This window comes from Halomonas sp. M20 (assembly GCF_020622265.1).
Taxonomy (GTDB): Bacteria; Pseudomonadota; Gammaproteobacteria; order Pseudomonadales; family Halomonadaceae; genus Modicisalibacter.
The window spans coordinates 588,498-602,955 of the sequence record NZ_JACNMQ010000002.1 but is presented as its reverse complement, the minus strand read 5'-3'; the positions used below and the strand labels follow the sequence as shown (position 1 = coordinate 602,955).

14 protein-coding genes are annotated in these 14,458 nt (G+C 58.6%); all 14 read left to right on the top strand.

The annotated features are described in order from the left end of the window. Positions 1–226: 226 nt before the first annotated feature. Positions 227–961 carry a 30S ribosomal protein S2 gene (gene rpsB, locus H7850_RS08370; RefSeq protein WP_227369063.1) on the top strand — a complete coding sequence of 245 codons (735 nt, stop codon included), beginning with the start codon at positions 227–229 and terminating at the stop codon, positions 959–961. A gap of 151 nt (positions 962–1,112) precedes the next feature. After that, a complete protein-coding gene (gene tsf, locus H7850_RS08365; protein WP_227369062.1) occupies positions 1,113–1,982 on the top strand; it encodes a translation elongation factor Ts in 870 nt (289 codons plus the stop codon). Positions 1,983–2,093: 111 nt separating this feature from the next. Then, entirely contained in the window at positions 2,094–2,834 is a 741-nt protein-coding gene (pyrH, locus tag H7850_RS08360) for a UMP kinase (RefSeq protein ID WP_227369061.1), read from the top strand. 4 nt (positions 2,835–2,838) lie between these two features. After that, positions 2,839–3,396: a ribosome recycling factor gene (frr, locus tag H7850_RS08355; protein WP_227369060.1), complete on the top strand. Its 558-nt coding sequence runs from the start codon at positions 2,839–2,841 to the stop codon at positions 3,394–3,396. Positions 3,397–3,450: 54 nt separating this feature from the next. Then, positions 3,451–4,194, top strand: a complete 744-nt coding sequence (gene uppS / locus H7850_RS08350) for a polyprenyl diphosphate synthase (RefSeq protein ID WP_227369059.1) — start codon at positions 3,451–3,453, stop codon at positions 4,192–4,194. After that, positions 4,187–4,984, top strand: coding sequence for a phosphatidate cytidylyltransferase (locus H7850_RS08345; protein ID WP_227369058.1), 798 nt, complete (start codon positions 4,187–4,189; stop codon positions 4,982–4,984). The genes uppS and H7850_RS08345 overlap by 8 nt, the downstream gene beginning before the upstream one ends. Positions 4,985–4,999: 15 nt before the next feature. Beyond that, the gene (gene ispC / locus H7850_RS08340; RefSeq protein ID WP_227369057.1) at positions 5,000–6,196 is read left to right on the top strand and encodes a 1-deoxy-D-xylulose-5-phosphate reductoisomerase; all 1,197 of its coding nucleotides are present in this window, start codon (positions 5,000–5,002) and stop codon (positions 6,194–6,196) included. A 16-nt stretch (positions 6,197–6,212) separates the two neighbouring features. Beyond that, the gene (gene rseP / locus H7850_RS08335) at positions 6,213–7,565 is read left to right on the top strand and encodes a sigma E protease regulator RseP (protein ID WP_227369056.1); all 1,353 of its coding nucleotides are present in this window, start codon (positions 6,213–6,215) and stop codon (positions 7,563–7,565) included. Between the two features lie 150 nt (positions 7,566–7,715). After that, entirely contained in the window at positions 7,716–10,049 is a 2,334-nt protein-coding gene (gene bamA, locus H7850_RS08330) for an outer membrane protein assembly factor BamA (protein WP_227369055.1), read from the top strand. Positions 10,050–10,222: 173 nt separating this feature from the next. Then, the gene (gene lpxD, locus H7850_RS08325) at positions 10,223–11,269 is read left to right on the top strand and encodes a UDP-3-O-(3-hydroxymyristoyl)glucosamine N-acyltransferase (RefSeq protein ID WP_227369054.1); all 1,047 of its coding nucleotides are present in this window, start codon (positions 10,223–10,225) and stop codon (positions 11,267–11,269) included. A 119-nt stretch (positions 11,270–11,388) separates the two neighbouring features. Next, positions 11,389–11,832 (top strand): 3-hydroxyacyl-ACP dehydratase FabZ, encoded by a 444-nt coding sequence (gene fabZ / locus H7850_RS08320; protein ID WP_227369177.1) that lies wholly within the window; start codon positions 11,389–11,391, stop codon positions 11,830–11,832. Next, positions 11,829–12,599: an acyl-ACP--UDP-N-acetylglucosamine O-acyltransferase gene (gene lpxA / locus H7850_RS08315; RefSeq protein ID WP_227369053.1), complete on the top strand. Its 771-nt coding sequence runs from the start codon at positions 11,829–11,831 to the stop codon at positions 12,597–12,599. Before fabZ ends, lpxA begins: the two co-directional genes overlap by 4 nt. Positions 12,600–12,601: 2 nt before the next feature. Further along, complete coding sequence (lpxB, locus tag H7850_RS08310) at positions 12,602–13,786, top strand: lipid-A-disaccharide synthase (protein WP_227369052.1); 1,185 nt, start codon at positions 12,602–12,604, stop codon at positions 13,784–13,786. Further along, entirely contained in the window at positions 13,783–14,448 is a 666-nt protein-coding gene (gene rnhB / locus H7850_RS08305; RefSeq protein WP_227369051.1) for a ribonuclease HII, read from the top strand. Before lpxB ends, rnhB begins: the two co-directional genes overlap by 4 nt. The last annotated feature ends 10 nt before the right edge of the window (positions 14,449–14,458 follow it).

The following is a 14,458-nucleotide window of genomic DNA, read 5'->3' as shown; positions in this document are numbered from 1 at the left end:
ATAAAGCCGCGCGCTTTCCTGCAATCCAATGCATCTGCGTTCGCAGTTGTAGAGCCGATTGGGGCAAGCGTCAATGAGCTTAAATGCCTTAAAAACACACATGCACCGTCACATGGTCCCGGGTGCTGCGTAGTCGCTATCGTTGCATTTCATTGCAGCAGTCCACGATGCGCGGTCGGATCCATGGGGTGCGTGGAGGCCTAACCCGTCATATCAGGAGTCACCCATGGCACAAGTCAGCATGCGCGATCTGCTCAAGGCAGGCGCCCACTTCGGTCACCAGACCAAGTACTGGAATCCGAAGATGAGCAAGTACATCTTCGGTGCCCGCAACAAGATTCACATCATCAACCTCGAGCACACCCTACCCGCCCTCAATGAAGCGGTGTCTGTGGTCGAGAAGATGGCGGCTTCCAACAACAAGATCATGTTCGTCGGCACCAAGCGCGCCGCCAGCAAGGTCATCAAGGAAGAAGCCAATCGGGTCGGTCAGCCCTTCGTCAATCATCGTTGGTTGGGCGGTATGTTGACCAACTACAAGACCATTCGGCAGTCGATCAAGCGTCTGCGCGAACTCGAGACCATGCGCGAAGACGGTACTTTCGAGAAGCTGACCAAGAAAGAAGTCCTGATGGCGACTCGGGAGCAGGACAAGCTCGAGCGCTCCATCGGCGGCATCAAGAACATGGGCGGCTTGCCGGATGCGCTGTTCGTGATCGACGTCGACCACGAGCGTATTGCCATCAATGAAGCCAACAAGCTGGGCATCCCCGTCATCGGTACGGTGGATACCAACTCCGACCCGGACGGCGTCGATTACGTCATTCCCGGTAACGATGACTCCATTCGCGCGATCCAGATCTATGTCAAGGCCATCGCCGATGCCTGCGCCAAGTCGAAAGAAGGCCGCCCCGACGAATTCGTCGAAGTGGCCGAGAACGACGACGCCGTCGCCGAGTAACGCAGCCTGCCGGTCCGGCGTTTACCCTGCCGGACCGGGGTTGCGATCGATCAGCAGGTGATGGGGAAGCGTCTTCTCATCGCGCATGTCGAATGCCAGTGCATGACTGCATTCGACTATCCGATATCGAAATATTCAGAGGTTAATTACCATGGCAGCTATCAGTGCATCTATGGTCAAGGAACTGCGTGAGCGTACCGGTCTTGGCATGATGGAGTGCAAGAAGGCCCTCACGGAAGCCGATGGTGACATCGAAAGAGCCATCGAGGATCTGCGCAAGAACTCCGGTCTCAAGGCCGCCAAGAAAGCCGGTCGCACCGCCGCCGAAGGCGCTGTCGTGACCCGCGTGGCCGAGGACGGCAGTTTTGGGGTGATGGTAGAGATCAACTCCGAGACGGATTTCGTCGCACGAGATGACAACTTCAAGGACTTCGCCGAGAAAGTGCTGGCCAAGACTTTCGAAACCAAGTCTGACGATGTTGCCGCCATCATGGATGGCGAGATGGAAGAAACTCGCCAGCGGCTGGTGCAGAAGATCGGCGAGAATATCTCCGTGCGTCGCGCCACGGTTGCCAATGCCCCGGCAGACGGCGTGGTGGGTGAGTATGTTCACGGCGGGCGTATCGGCGTGCTGACCCTGCTCAAGGGTGGCAATGCCGAGGCGGCCAAGGACGTTGCCATGCACGTGGCCGCCATCAACCCTGCGGTAGCACGTCCGGAGCAGATGCCTCAGGAACAGCTCGACAAGGAAAAGAGCATTATCCTGGCTCAGCCGGACATGGCCGGCAAGCCCGAGCAGATCGCTGAGAAAATGGTTCAGGGGCGCCTCAAGAAGTACTTGGCCGAGAACAGTTTGACTGAGCAACCCTTCGTCAAGGACCCGAACACCACCGTGGCGGAGTACGCTAAGGCCAACGGTGGTGAGGTCGTCGATTTCATCCGCTTCGAAGTGGGTGAAGGTATCGAGAAGGAAGACGTCGACTTTGCCAAGGAAGTCATGGAACAGGCCCGTCGCAGCTGAGTCCTGATAGCCAGTTGTTAGGATGGCGTGCGCACGAGCGCACGCCATTCTGTATTCGGCAGCCAAGTCGTCACTACATCACACCAGTTCGCTGTCTTCAGGAGACTCAATATGTCTGCCACTGCCTCGCGTAATGCAAAGTCGAAGTACAAGCGGATCTTGCTCAAGCTCTCGGGTGAAGCATTGACCGGTGATGCCGAGTTCGGTATCGATCCCAAGGTGCTGGATCGCATGGCGCTGGAGATCGGGCAGCTGGTCGGCATCGGGGTTCAGATCGGTATCGTGATCGGTGGCGGCAACCTGTTTCGCGGCGCGGCGCTTCATGCTGCGGGTATGGAGCGAGTGACCGGCGATCATATGGGTATGCTGGCAACGGTGATGAACGCCCTGGCTATGCGTGATGCCCTCGAGCGCTCGAATATCCGCTCCCGGGTCATGTCCGCCATTCCCATGAGTGGCGTGGTCGAGCATTATGATCGGCGTACCGGTATTCGCTATCTCACTTCCGGTGATGTAGTCATCTTTTCCGCCGGTACCGGGAATCCGTTCTTTACTACCGATTCCGCGGCCTGTCTACGCGGTATCGAGATTGATGCGGATGTAGTGATCAAGGCCACCAAGGTCGATGGCGTCTATGATCGGGATCCGGTCAAGTATCCGGAGGCGGTGAAATACGAGCGTCTGGGTTACGACGAGGTCCTCGATCAGAAGCTGGGAGTGATGGATTTGACCGCCATCTGCCTGGTACGGGACCATGACATGCCGGTTCGCGTGTTCGACATGACCAAGCCTGGTGCCTTACTGAATCTCGTAGTGGGTGGCAAGGAAGGTACGCTGATAGATAAAGGGTGACATCGTGATCAATGACATCAAGAAAGACGCTGAAAAGCGTATGCAGAAGAGCCTGGAATCGTTACAGGCCAATCTCCACAAGATTCGTACCGGGCGCGCGCATCCCAGTATTCTGGATGCAGTGACCGTAGAATATTACGGCTCGCAGATGCCGCTCAACCAGGTGGCGAGCGTCAACGTCGAAGATGGCCGCACCCTGGCTGTAACTCCTTGGGAAAGGCCCATGGTACCCAAGATCGAGAAGGCGATCATGACCTCCGATCTGGGGCTCAACCCGACGACGGCGGGTAACGTGATTCGGGTGCCGATGCCGGCGCTGACCGAGGAAACCCGCAAGAACTATATCAAGCAGGCGCGGGCCGAGGCTGAGAACGGACGGGTTGCCGTACGCAACGTGCGTCGCGATGCCAATGGCGACATCAAGGCGCTGCTCAAGGAAAAGGAAATTTCCGAGGACGACGAACATCGTGCCGAGGATGCCATTCAGAAGCTGACCGACAAGTACGTTGCCGAGATCGACAAGCTTCTGGAATCCAAGGAACATGACCTGATGCAGGTCTGAGCGGTGGCGAACGGCTGATTCGTCGTTCGTGTTCATTTCTCCGTGCGAGCTATCATGACGTCACCGCAATCTCCCCAAGTGCCGAATCATGTCGCCATTATCATGGATGGCAATAACCGCTGGGCTCAGTCCCGGGGGTTGTCCGGTATACGTGGCCATCGTGCCGGCGTCGAGCCGGTGCGTGCCGTCATCCGTCGTGCCGCGCAACGTGGCGTGAAAGTATTGACCCTGTTTGCCTTTTCCAGTGAAAACTGGAAGCGCCCTGCAGTCGAGGTCAATGCACTGATGGAACTATTCCTGATGGTGCTCAAGCGTGAAGTCAAGAAGCTTCACGACAACGATATCCGTCTAACCATTATTGGTGAGCGCGACGAATTTTCCCGATCGATTCAACAATATGTCGAGCGCGCCGAGGCACTGACCCAGCATAACCAGGGCTTGCATCTAATCGTTGCTGCCAACTACGGCGGCCGTTGGGATGTGGCAAGCGCTGCCAGGCGCTTGGCTCAACGGGTCGAGAATGGCGAGTTGAGCGCTACGGATATCGACGAACAGCGGCTTGATGCCGAAATTGCTTCCGGTGGTGCGCCAGCGGTGGATCTGTGCATTCGTACCAGTGGCGAACAGCGTCTCTCCAATTTCCTGCTGTGGCAGCTAGCCTACTCCGAACTTCATTTCTCGCCATTGATGTGGCCGGATTTCGGCGCCGATGCCTTCGACGAAGCAGTGGATGATTTCCTACGTCGCCAGCGACGCTTCGGTATGACTCAAGAGCAGATAGAGGCCCAAGGTGCTTAGACAACGTGTGTTAACGGCGCTGGTACTCATTCCTTTGGCGCTACTAGGATTGTTCGGCCTCAGTGGTGTCGGATTTGCCCTGTTCACTGCAGTCGTGGTGCTGTTGGCCGCCTGGGAATGGGCTAATCTATCCGGGTTTTCAGCCACCTTGTCGCGCCTGGCATACGTTCTGGCGATAGCGCTGGTCATGCTGATCAGCTGGCATACGTTCATAGCGTTTGCAGCGTGGCCGCTATGGCTTGCACTGCTCGGATGGCTGGTAAGCTTCTACTGGGTGGCGACGTATCCTGACAGTCTCAAGCAGTGGTCTCGACCATGGTTGCGTTTGCTGTCAGGGGTTTGGGTACTGCTGCCCTGCTGGATCGGATTCGTACAGTTGCGCTTGAGTGGCGCGGAATGGCTGCTCTATGTGCTGTTGATCGTATGGTTTGCAGACGTCGGCGCCTACTTTGCCGGACGACGCTTCGGGCGACGCAAACTGGCTCCCAGGGTGAGTCCAGGCAAGTCTTGGGAAGGTGTTTATGGCGGCATGATTGCCACCGCCTTCCTGGCCATCGGTTTTTCCATCATTCTCGGGCTGGGTGCCGCTGGCGGCCTGGAATTGATGGTGACGACAGTGATCGTGACCTTGGTGTCGGTACTCGGAGATCTGCTTGAAAGCATGTTCAAACGAGTGCGCGGCATCAAGGATTCCGGTGATCTGCTACCTGGCCATGGTGGCGTGCTCGATCGTATCGACAGCCTTACCGCCGCGGTGCCACTGTTCGCGCTATTGCGCCTGTGGGGTTGAAATAGGTGAGACGCAATGAACAGTGAAGCCGCCTCCCGAGTGCAGACGGTGACCGTGCTCGGCGCCACCGGGTCGATTGGCAAGAGTACGCTCGATGTGCTGGCGCGCCATCCGGATCGCTTCCGGGTGCATGCGTTGACGGCCTCTACCAGTAGTGCAGCCTTGCGCGATCAGTGTCTGGTCCATCGTCCGGCGTTGGCCGTGCTGGCGGACGATCGTGACGAAGCTTGGCTGCGTGCCGAGTTGAAAGAGGCCGGGCTTGCAACGGAAGTGCGCTCCGGTGAAAAGGCTCTGGTGGAAGTGGCCGAGGCGGCTGAAGTGGACGTGGTAATGGCCGCCATCGTCGGCGCCGCCGGTTTGCTGCCGACGCTGGCAGCAGTGCATGCCGGTAAGCGCGTGCTGCTGGCCAACAAGGAGGCGTTGGTCATGTCCGGTGCGCTGTTCATGCAGGCAGTGGCACATCACGACGCCGTACTTTTGCCCATCGATTCCGAACATAATGCCATCTACCAGTGTCTACCATCGGACCGACGTAATGGTCTGACCGGCATGGGGGTCACGCAGCTGCTGCTGACTGCTTCCGGTGGTCCGTTTCGCGGCTGGAATGCCGCTCAGCTGAGCGAGATCACCCCGGAGCAGGCCTGCGCTCATCCCAATTGGTCGATGGGCCGCAAGATCTCCGTGGACAGCGCCACCTTGATGAACAAGGGGCTTGAGCTGATCGAAGCGTGCTGGTTGTTCGAAGCGCGCCCGGAGCAGATCGAAGTGGTCGTGCATCCACAGAGCGTGATTCACTCTATGGCGGCCTATAGCGACGGATCGGTGATCGCCCAACTGGGTAATCCGGACATGCGCACGCCGATCGCCTTTGGCCTCGCCTGGCCGGAACGTATTGCCGCGGGGGTGGAACGTCTCGATCTGTTCAAGGTGGCACGCCTTGATTTCGAGCCGGCAGATGAAGCGGCGTTTCCTTGTCTGCGCCTGGCCCGCAACGCCATGCTTGCCGGTGGCACGGCACCGGCACTGCTCAACGCCGCCAATGAGGTGGCGGTCGCGGCTTTTCTCGAGCGGCGCCTGGGGTTCACCGGTATTGCCAACGTCGTTGCGGCGGTGCTCGATACCTGTGAAGTGGTCGCCGCCGATGAGTTGAATGTGGTTCTCGATGAAGATGGTCGAGCGCGGCGTGTCGCCGAGCGATATCTGACACGCTGACCAAAGAGGAATGACTATGAGCGTGATACAGAACGTGCTGGCGGTCATCGTGGTGTTGGGGTTGCTGATCACCTTCCACGAGTTCGGCCATTTCTGGGTGGCGCGCCGTTGTGGAGTCAAGGTGTTACGCTTCTCCGTGGGGTTCGGCAAGCCGCTGTGGTCGCGGTTCGATCGTCATGGCACCGAGTTTGCCGTTGCCGCCATTCCGCTGGGTGGCTATGTCAAGATGCTGGACGAGCGTGAAGCGCCGGTGGCTCCCGAGGAGGAGCACCTGGCGTTCAATCGCAAGAGTGTCTGGGCACGTATCGCCATCGTCGTGGCCGGGCCGCTGGCCAATTTCATTTTGGCAGTCGTGGCTTACTGGCTGCTGTTCGTTGTCGGCACCACAACGATCGCGCCGGTGATCGGCGAAGTGGCGCCGGATTCGCCGGCGGGCCGTGCCGGTTTGAGTTCAGGTCAGGAGATTGTGGCGATCCAGGATGACCCAACCCGCTCCTGGGAGGACGTCAACCTCGAGCTGATATCCCGCATCGGATTCAATGGCACCCTCGAGGTAACGACCCGAGAAAATGAGGGCAGCGCCGCACGCAGTCACCGGGTTCAAGTCACCGATTGGTTGGCCCGGCAAGATCCACCTCAACCCTTGGGAAGCCTGGGTATCGAGCCATGGCGGCCGGATATTCCACCAGTGCTGGGGCAGGTGCTCGAGGGGGAAGCCGCTGCCCAGGCCGGTCTCGAGACTGGTGATCGCATCGTCGCGCTCAATGGCGAAGATGTAACCAGCTGGATGGATTTCGTCGAAACCGTGCGATCAAGACCCGATGAAACCTTGACGCTTCGCATCGAGCGCGATGGAACGACCCAGGAGCTTACCTTGACTCCCGGGCAGCGCGAAGCTCAGGGCGAAACGATAGGTTACATCGGCGCCGGCGTCGAAGCGGTCTCCTGGCCGGAAGAGTATCAGCGTGAAATTCGTTACGGCGCACTGGCCTCCGTGGGGCGCGCCTTGTCCCGTACCGCGGACATGACCGTGTTGACCCTTGATTCGATTCGCAAGATGCTCGTGGGGCTTATCTCTCCCTCCAATCTTTCCGGGCCGATTACCATTGCGCGTATCGCGGGTGATACCGCTCGCAGTGGTCTCGAGAGCTTCATCAGCTTCATGGCGTATCTGTCTATCAGCCTCGGTGTGCTCAATTTATTGCCGATACCGGTGCTCGATGGTGGCCACTTGCTCTATTACCTGATTGAAGCCGCGCGTGGCCGACCGGTCTCCGACGCGGCCCAAGCAGTCGGGTTACGTATCGGTATGGCCATGGTCGGCACCTTGATGCTGATGGCGATCTATTTCGATCTAATGCGTCTGTGACGGACGTATCTACAACAGTGGCGCTCTTGGCGCCCCTCGTGCCGTGGCAATCTCCTGACGAGCAGTATGACGACGCTTGTCAGTTACCCCGGGAAATGTATAAGGTGCCTGTTCAGCGAGCCGGCGGAACAACTCGAGCGAAGCGATTGCATGAAATTTAAGACCATCGGATTGGCGATAGCACTGACATTAAGCACCCAAACGGCCTTGGCAGATGAGTTCACCGTCTCCGACATTCGTGTCGAGGGACTTCAACGGGTTTCGGCGGCATCGGTATTCAATGCCTTCCCCGTGAGCGCCAACGAACGCGTAGACGAGCGGGAACTGGCGGCGGCCGCCAAGGAGCTATTCGCCACCGGACTATTCGACGATGTACAACTGGCACGCGATGGCGACGTGCTGATCATCCAGGTAGAAGAGCGCCCGTCCATTTCCCGCATCGAGATCGACGGAAACTCCCAGGTTGCCGACGAGGATCTGCGCAAGGGCATGGCAGAGGCAGGGCTGGCGGAAGGTCAGGTGTTGCAGCGCGCATCTCTGGATGAGGTACAGCGCCAGCTTGAGCAACTCTACCACTCCCAGGGGCGTTACAGCGCCAGCATCGACACCTCCATCGAGCCCGTCGATCGCAATCGGGTTCAGGTCAATATCGAGGTCGATGAAGGTGCTGTCGCCAAGATTCGTCAGATCAATATCGTTGGTAACCAGGCGTTTTCCGATGAGACATTACGGGATTTGATCGAGCTAGAGGACAGCCCGGGCTGGTTCTTCGGCTGGTTCTCCGATGATGAATACTCCCGGGAAAAACTCTCCGGCGACTTGGAAACCCTACGCTCTTACTATCTTGATCGCGGTTTCGTCAATTTCGCCATTACCTCGACCCAGGTGGCGATCAGTCCCGATAATTCAAAAATCTTCGTGACTGTGAACGTGGATGAAGAGCAGCGCTATCGTATCGGCGATATCGACTTTGCTGGCGACTTGACGCTATCCGAGCAGAAAGCGCGCTCACTGGTCACTACCTCGAGTGGTGAGATCTACTCCCGCAGTGCGCTGACTGCCTCCGCCGAGGCGCTGCGGCAGAAACTGGGCGCCGAAGGCTATGCCTTTGCCAATGTCGAAGGTATTCCGGAGGTGGCAGAGAGCGGTGATACCGTCGATGTGACCTTCCTGGTGGAACCCGGTCGGCGTGCCTATGTGCGGCGTATCAATTTCGAAGGCAATACCACGACCCAGGATGAGGTGTTGCGCCGCGAGATGACGCAGATGGAAGGCGCACCGGCCTCCACGGATCGCATCAGTCAGTCCAAGCAGCGACTGGAACGCCTCGGCTTCTTCCGTCAGGTCGATGTGGAAACACGGCCGGTGGCCGGCGAGTCGGATCAGGTTGATGTCACCTATAATGTCGAGGAGCAGCCCTCGGGATCGATATCGGCAAGTGTCGGTTATTCCCAAAGTGCCGGGGTCATCTACGGGGCTTCTCTGGCCCAGAAGAACTTCCTCGGCACCGGTAACCGAGTCAATGTAGGGGCTCAGAAGAGTGACACCTTCACCAGCGTGAATTTCGGTTTCACCGATCCTTACTGGACGCTGGACGGGGTCTCGCGAGGGTACAACCTGTTCTATCGCGAGACCGATTACGAGGACTCCGACATCTCGACCTACTCCACCGACTCCTATGGTGGCAGCATCGACTTCGGCTATCCGGTCAATGAATTCAGTCGACTCAATTTCGGTGTCGGGCTCGAGGATCTTTCCATCGAGACCTATCGAGACACGCCGGCAGAAATCGTCCAGTACACCGATGCTCAGGGCGCGGATGCTACAAGCTACAAGCTCACCGCCAGCTGGACCCGCAACAAGCTCAATCGTGGCATCATGCCGACCGCAGGCAGCTATCAGCGGGTGTCTCTGGAAACCGCCGTGCCCGGCTCCGATGCCGAGTACTACAAGATGCGCTATCGCGGTCAGAAGCTGTTCGAACTGAATTCCGACTGGTCACTCAAATTCGGTACCGAACTGGGCTATGCCGACAGTATCGGCAACGACCCTTACCCGTTCTACGAGAATTTCTATTCCGGTGGCCTGGGGTCGGTTCGAGGCTTCACGGCCAATACGCTGGGTCCCAAGACCACTGCCAGCAATTTTGGTGACGACGACACCCTCGGCGGCAACGTGCTTATCGAAGGCACGGTCGATCTGATTTACCCCTTCCCTTGGGTGGAGGATCGCCGTTCATTGCAAACCAGCGTATTCTTTGATGCGGGTAATACCTTCCTGACCGATTGCTATGCCGTACCCGATGGCGTTACATCAAATTGTGAAAGCGGGGTGGATATTGGCGACCTGCGCTACAGCGTAGGGCTGGGGCTGAACTGGTTGACGCCGGTAGGGCCGCTTACCTTCAGCATAGCCCAGCCGCTAAATGATGAAAGCGGGGACGATACCCAAACCTTCCAGTTCTCTCTCGGCCAGACGTTCTAGGCTTGGCACGGGATCGACGAAGGTAAAGGATAGCCACGTCGAGAACGGCGATACATCATGAAAGCGTATCCTCGTTCTCGCTTTAAGCAAACGATGACCCTGCCTTGTGCCGGCGAATCTACCAGGAACAAATTGCCCACTGACAACGGGTGTCGCAGGACTGGCATGCAACCATGAATAAAACCAACGGCCTTTCACTTTCATTGGCTGATCTGGCCGAGCGTCTCGGAGCGACCCTTGTCGGCGATGGCAAGCGCTGCATTGGTGGTCTCGCCACCCTAAGCGATGCGGGCTCTTCCGACATCAGCTTTCTGGCCAACAAGGCGTATCTCAAGTATCTCGCGAATACCAACGCAGCAGCTGTTCTGCTGCATCCGGCTCATGCCGCCGACTGTCCTGCCAAGACAGCACGCCTGGAACTCGATAATCCCTATCTTGCCTATGCCGAGCTCTCGCGGCTCTTCGATCCCTTGACGATGCAGGCCTCCTCTGGCATTCATGCCACGGCGTTTGTCGCCGAGGATGTGGCCGTTGGACGTGATGTCGAAGTCGGGCCCCATGCGGTGATAGAGGCAGGCGCCATATTGAATGACGATGTGATTGTTGGCGCCGGCAGTGTCGTCGGTCAGCAATCCAGCATTGGCGCCGGTTCACGACTACATGCCAACGTGACGGTCAGTCATGGCGTCGTCATCGGAAAACGGGCGATCCTGCACAGCGGGTGCGTCATCGGTGGCGATGGCTTCGGTTTTGCTCATGATGGCGGTCGCTGGCACAAGATTGCCCAGCTTGGGGGTGTCGTGCTGGGGGATGACGTCGAGGTGGGGAGCTGTTCGAGTATCGATCGCGGTGCGCTGGACGACACTCGTATCGGTAACGGCGTCAAGATCGACAGCCAGGTACAGATTGCTCACAACGTGCATGTCGGTGACCACAGTGCCCTGGCGGGTTGCGTAGGAATTGCAGGTTCGACCAGGGTAGGGCGCCATTGTATGCTCGGTGGCGGCGTAGGGCTTTCCGGGCATATCACGCTGTGCGATGGTGTACAGATCACCGGTATGAGTCTGGTGACCAACTCCATTACCGAGCCAGGCGTCTACTCCTCCGGGACGGGCGCCATGAGCAATGGCTTGTGGCGCAAGAACGCTGTGCGCTTTAAGCAACTCGACGAAATTGCCAGGCGGGTAACAAGGCTCGAGCGTCAAGGGCGGAGCGAGTAATCGGCTGCTTGATATCATAAATGCCGCTATAATCCACCGCCAAGCAAGGCAGTTCCTGGATCGCCAAACGATGCCTGCCCGTCATGAGTAGGCATTACGCACTTTTAGAGGTTGCATCGATGGTAATGGACATCAACGAGATCCGAGAATACTTGCCCCACCGCTATCCGTTTTTGCTGGTGGACCGGGTCGTAGAGTTGGGAGTGGGCGAAATAATCGTCGCCTACAAGAATGTCAGTATCAATGAGCCGTTCTTCAATGGTCATTTTCCGCATCATCCGATCATGCCCGGCGTGTTGATCATCGAAGCGATGGCCCAGGCTTGCGGTATTCTCGGCTTCAAGACGGTCAACAAGCTGCCTGCGGATGGCTATGTCTATTATCTGGTAGGTAGTGACAATGCGCGGTTCAAGCGCCCAGTCATGCCCGGCGATCAGTTGCGTCTAGAGGCGCGGGTGATTCGTGGCAAACGGGGTATCTGGAAGTTTGCCTGTCGTGCCACCGTCGATGGCGAACTGGCCTGCGAGGCAGACATCATCTGTGCCGAGAGGAAGGTCGCTTGATTCATCCCAGCGCCATCGTCGACCCTGGTGCACGTCTAGCGGACGACGTCGAAGTGGGGCCGTTCACCGTCATTGGCCCGGATGTAGAGATCGGAGCCGGAAGCCGAATCGGACCCCATGTCGTGATCAAGGGACCGACTCGGTTGGGACGGCGCACACGCATCTTTCAATTTGCATCGGTGGGTGAAGATTGTCAGGACAAGAAGTACGCCGGCGAGCCGACGCGTCTGGAGATGGGTGACGACAATGTCGTTCGCGAGGGGGCAACCCTGCATCGCGGCACCGTTCAGGATCGCGGTGTGACCACCATCGGCAGTCGCAATCTGTTCATGGCCTACACCCATGTCGGGCACGATTGTGTGATCGGCGATGATTGCATCCTCGCCAATCAGGTTACCCTCGGCGGCCATGTCAAGATCGGCAACTTCGTCATCCTGGGCGGGTTGGTCGCAGTGCATCAGTTCTGTTACGTGGGGGAGCATGCCATGTGTGGCGGTGGCTCCATCGTCACCAAGGACGTGCCTGCCTACCTGATGGTCAACGGCCATCCGGCTCAGGCCCATGGTCTGAACCTGGTGGGACTGAAACGCCGCGGGTTTTCCCGGGAGGCATTGCACGCACTGACCGATGCCTATCGGATCGTCTATCGTCAAGGACTGACCCTAGAGCAGGCGCTCGATCAACTCGATGCGAAGGAGAATAGGCCCACGGAGGTTGATATCTTCATGGCGTCATTGAAAGCGTCCTCGCGGGGAATCACGCGTTAAGGATGCGTGTCTATCTGGTAGCCGGCGAGCTGTCCGGTGATATTCTCGGCGCCGGCTTGATGCGAGCTCTGAAAGCTCAGCAGGATAACATCGAGTTCCGCGGTATTGGCGGCCCGCGCATGATCGCCGAGGGCCTCGAGAGTCTTTATCCGCTGGAAACCCTGTCGGTGATGGGGCTGGTCGAGGTGCTCAAACATCTACCTGAACTCATCAAGGTCCGGCGTCATCTCAAGCGCGACGCTCAGGCCTGGCAACCGGAAGTGATGGTCGGCATCGATGCGCCGGATTTCAACCTGGGGCTCGAGCACCAGCTGCGTGAAGCAGGCATTCCCACAGCCCATTACGTCAGCCCCTCGGTGTGGGCCTGGCGCCAAGGACGAGTCAAGAAGATCGCCCGGTCGGTGGATGCCATCCTGACCTTCCTGCCCTTTGAAGCGGCGTTCTACGAACGTCATCAGGTACCGGTCGCCTTTGTTGGGCATCCCTTGGCGGATGACATGCCATTGGTCAACGAGCGTGAGGCGACACGCAGTGCACTGGGGTTGAGCCTGGAGGCACCCCTGCTGGCCATCCTTCCCGGCTCCCGAGCCAACGAGATCCGATTTCTTGGCGCGACCTTTCTCGAGGCCGCCGAACGTCTGTGCGAGCGTATCGAAGAGCTGCAGCTGGTGATTCCCGCCGCTTCCGCTAAGCGACGCGAGGAGCTGGAAATGCTGCTGATGGACTATCCGCAGTTGCGTCATCGCACACTTTTATTGGATGGCCAATCCCGCGAATCCATGATCGCAAGCGACGCCGTACTGCTCGCCTCCGGCACGGCGGCCCTGGAGGCGATGCTGTGTCATCGGTCCATGGTGGTAGCCTACAAGATGGCGCCAACGACTCACTGGCTGGCGCAATATCTGGTCAAGACCGAGTGGATCTCGCTGCCCAACCTGATCGCCCGGGAAACCCTGGTGCCGGAGTTGATTCAGCAGGCAGCGACTCCAGAAGCCATCGCCGCTCACCTGGCCGTATGGTTCGAGGACGACGAGGGCCGTCAGGCACTGGAGAGACGCTTCGCGACGATGCATGCTTCCCTGCAGCGGGGTGCCAGCCAGCGCGCCGCGGAGGCGGTGATTGCGGTGGCCGATAGGCGAGCCCTTCCTGTGCAAGTGTTGCCCCAGACGCTAGAGAACGACGCATGACAAGCGAGACGAATCAAACGGCCACGAAGACATCGGCCAAGCAGAAGCGTAGCGGTGCCAAGGCCTTTCCTCCCCTGATCGTCGACTATACAGGCGAACGTCTGGCCGGTGTCGATGAGGTCGGTCGTGGCCCCTTGGTCGGCGCGGTCGTCGCCGCAGCGGTGATCCTCGATCCACAGCGACCCATCGCCGGGCTCGGCGACTCCAAGGCGCTCACCGAAAAACGCCGTTTGGCCCTAGACATTGAAATTCGCCATCAGGCGCTGGCCTTTGCGGTGGCGGAGGCATCCCCCTCAGAAATCGATGAACTCAACATCTACCACGCGACGCATCTGGCCATGCGCCGAGCCATCGACGGTTTGAAGGTTTCTGCCGAGTACCTGCTGGTGGACGGCAATCGTCTGCCCGGGCATCATGTTCCGGGGCAGGCGGTGATCAAGGGCGATGCCCGGCATCCGGCGATCGGCGCCGCATCGATTCTGGCCAAGGTGGCCCGGGATGCGCAGATGGTGGCACTCCATGAGCACTTTCCTGATTATGGTTTTGCACGCCACAAGGGCTATCCGACCTCCGAACACCTGGCGGCCCTGTCCCGACTTGGGCCTCTGCCGGAGCATCGCCGTTCCTTTGCGCCGGTAAGAAGGCTGCTCGGTACTCTTTAGACGTAACGAT

Coding starts and splice junctions, on each gene's coding strand:
- rpsB (WP_227369063.1), top strand. CDS start 227: ATGGCACAAGTCAGCATGCGCGATCTGCTCAAGGCAGGCGCCCACTTC.
- pyrH (WP_227369061.1), top strand. CDS start 2,094: ATGTCTGCCACTGCCTCGCGTAATGCAAAGTCGAAGTACAAGCGGATC.
- lpxD (WP_227369054.1), top strand. CDS start 10,223: ATGAATAAAACCAACGGCCTTTCACTTTCATTGGCTGATCTGGCCGAG.
- lpxB (WP_227369052.1), top strand. CDS start 12,602: ATGCGTGTCTATCTGGTAGCCGGCGAGCTGTCCGGTGATATTCTCGGC.
- rnhB (WP_227369051.1), top strand. CDS start 13,783: ATGACAAGCGAGACGAATCAAACGGCCACGAAGACATCGGCCAAGCAG.
- ispC (WP_227369057.1), top strand. CDS start 5,000: ATGAACAGTGAAGCCGCCTCCCGAGTGCAGACGGTGACCGTGCTCGGC.
- fabZ (WP_227369177.1), top strand. CDS start 11,389: ATGGTAATGGACATCAACGAGATCCGAGAATACTTGCCCCACCGCTAT.
- uppS (WP_227369059.1), top strand. CDS start 3,451: ATGACGTCACCGCAATCTCCCCAAGTGCCGAATCATGTCGCCATTATC.
- bamA (WP_227369055.1), top strand. CDS start 7,716: ATGAAATTTAAGACCATCGGATTGGCGATAGCACTGACATTAAGCACC.
- rseP (WP_227369056.1), top strand. CDS start 6,213: ATGAGCGTGATACAGAACGTGCTGGCGGTCATCGTGGTGTTGGGGTTG.
- tsf (WP_227369062.1), top strand. CDS start 1,113: ATGGCAGCTATCAGTGCATCTATGGTCAAGGAACTGCGTGAGCGTACC.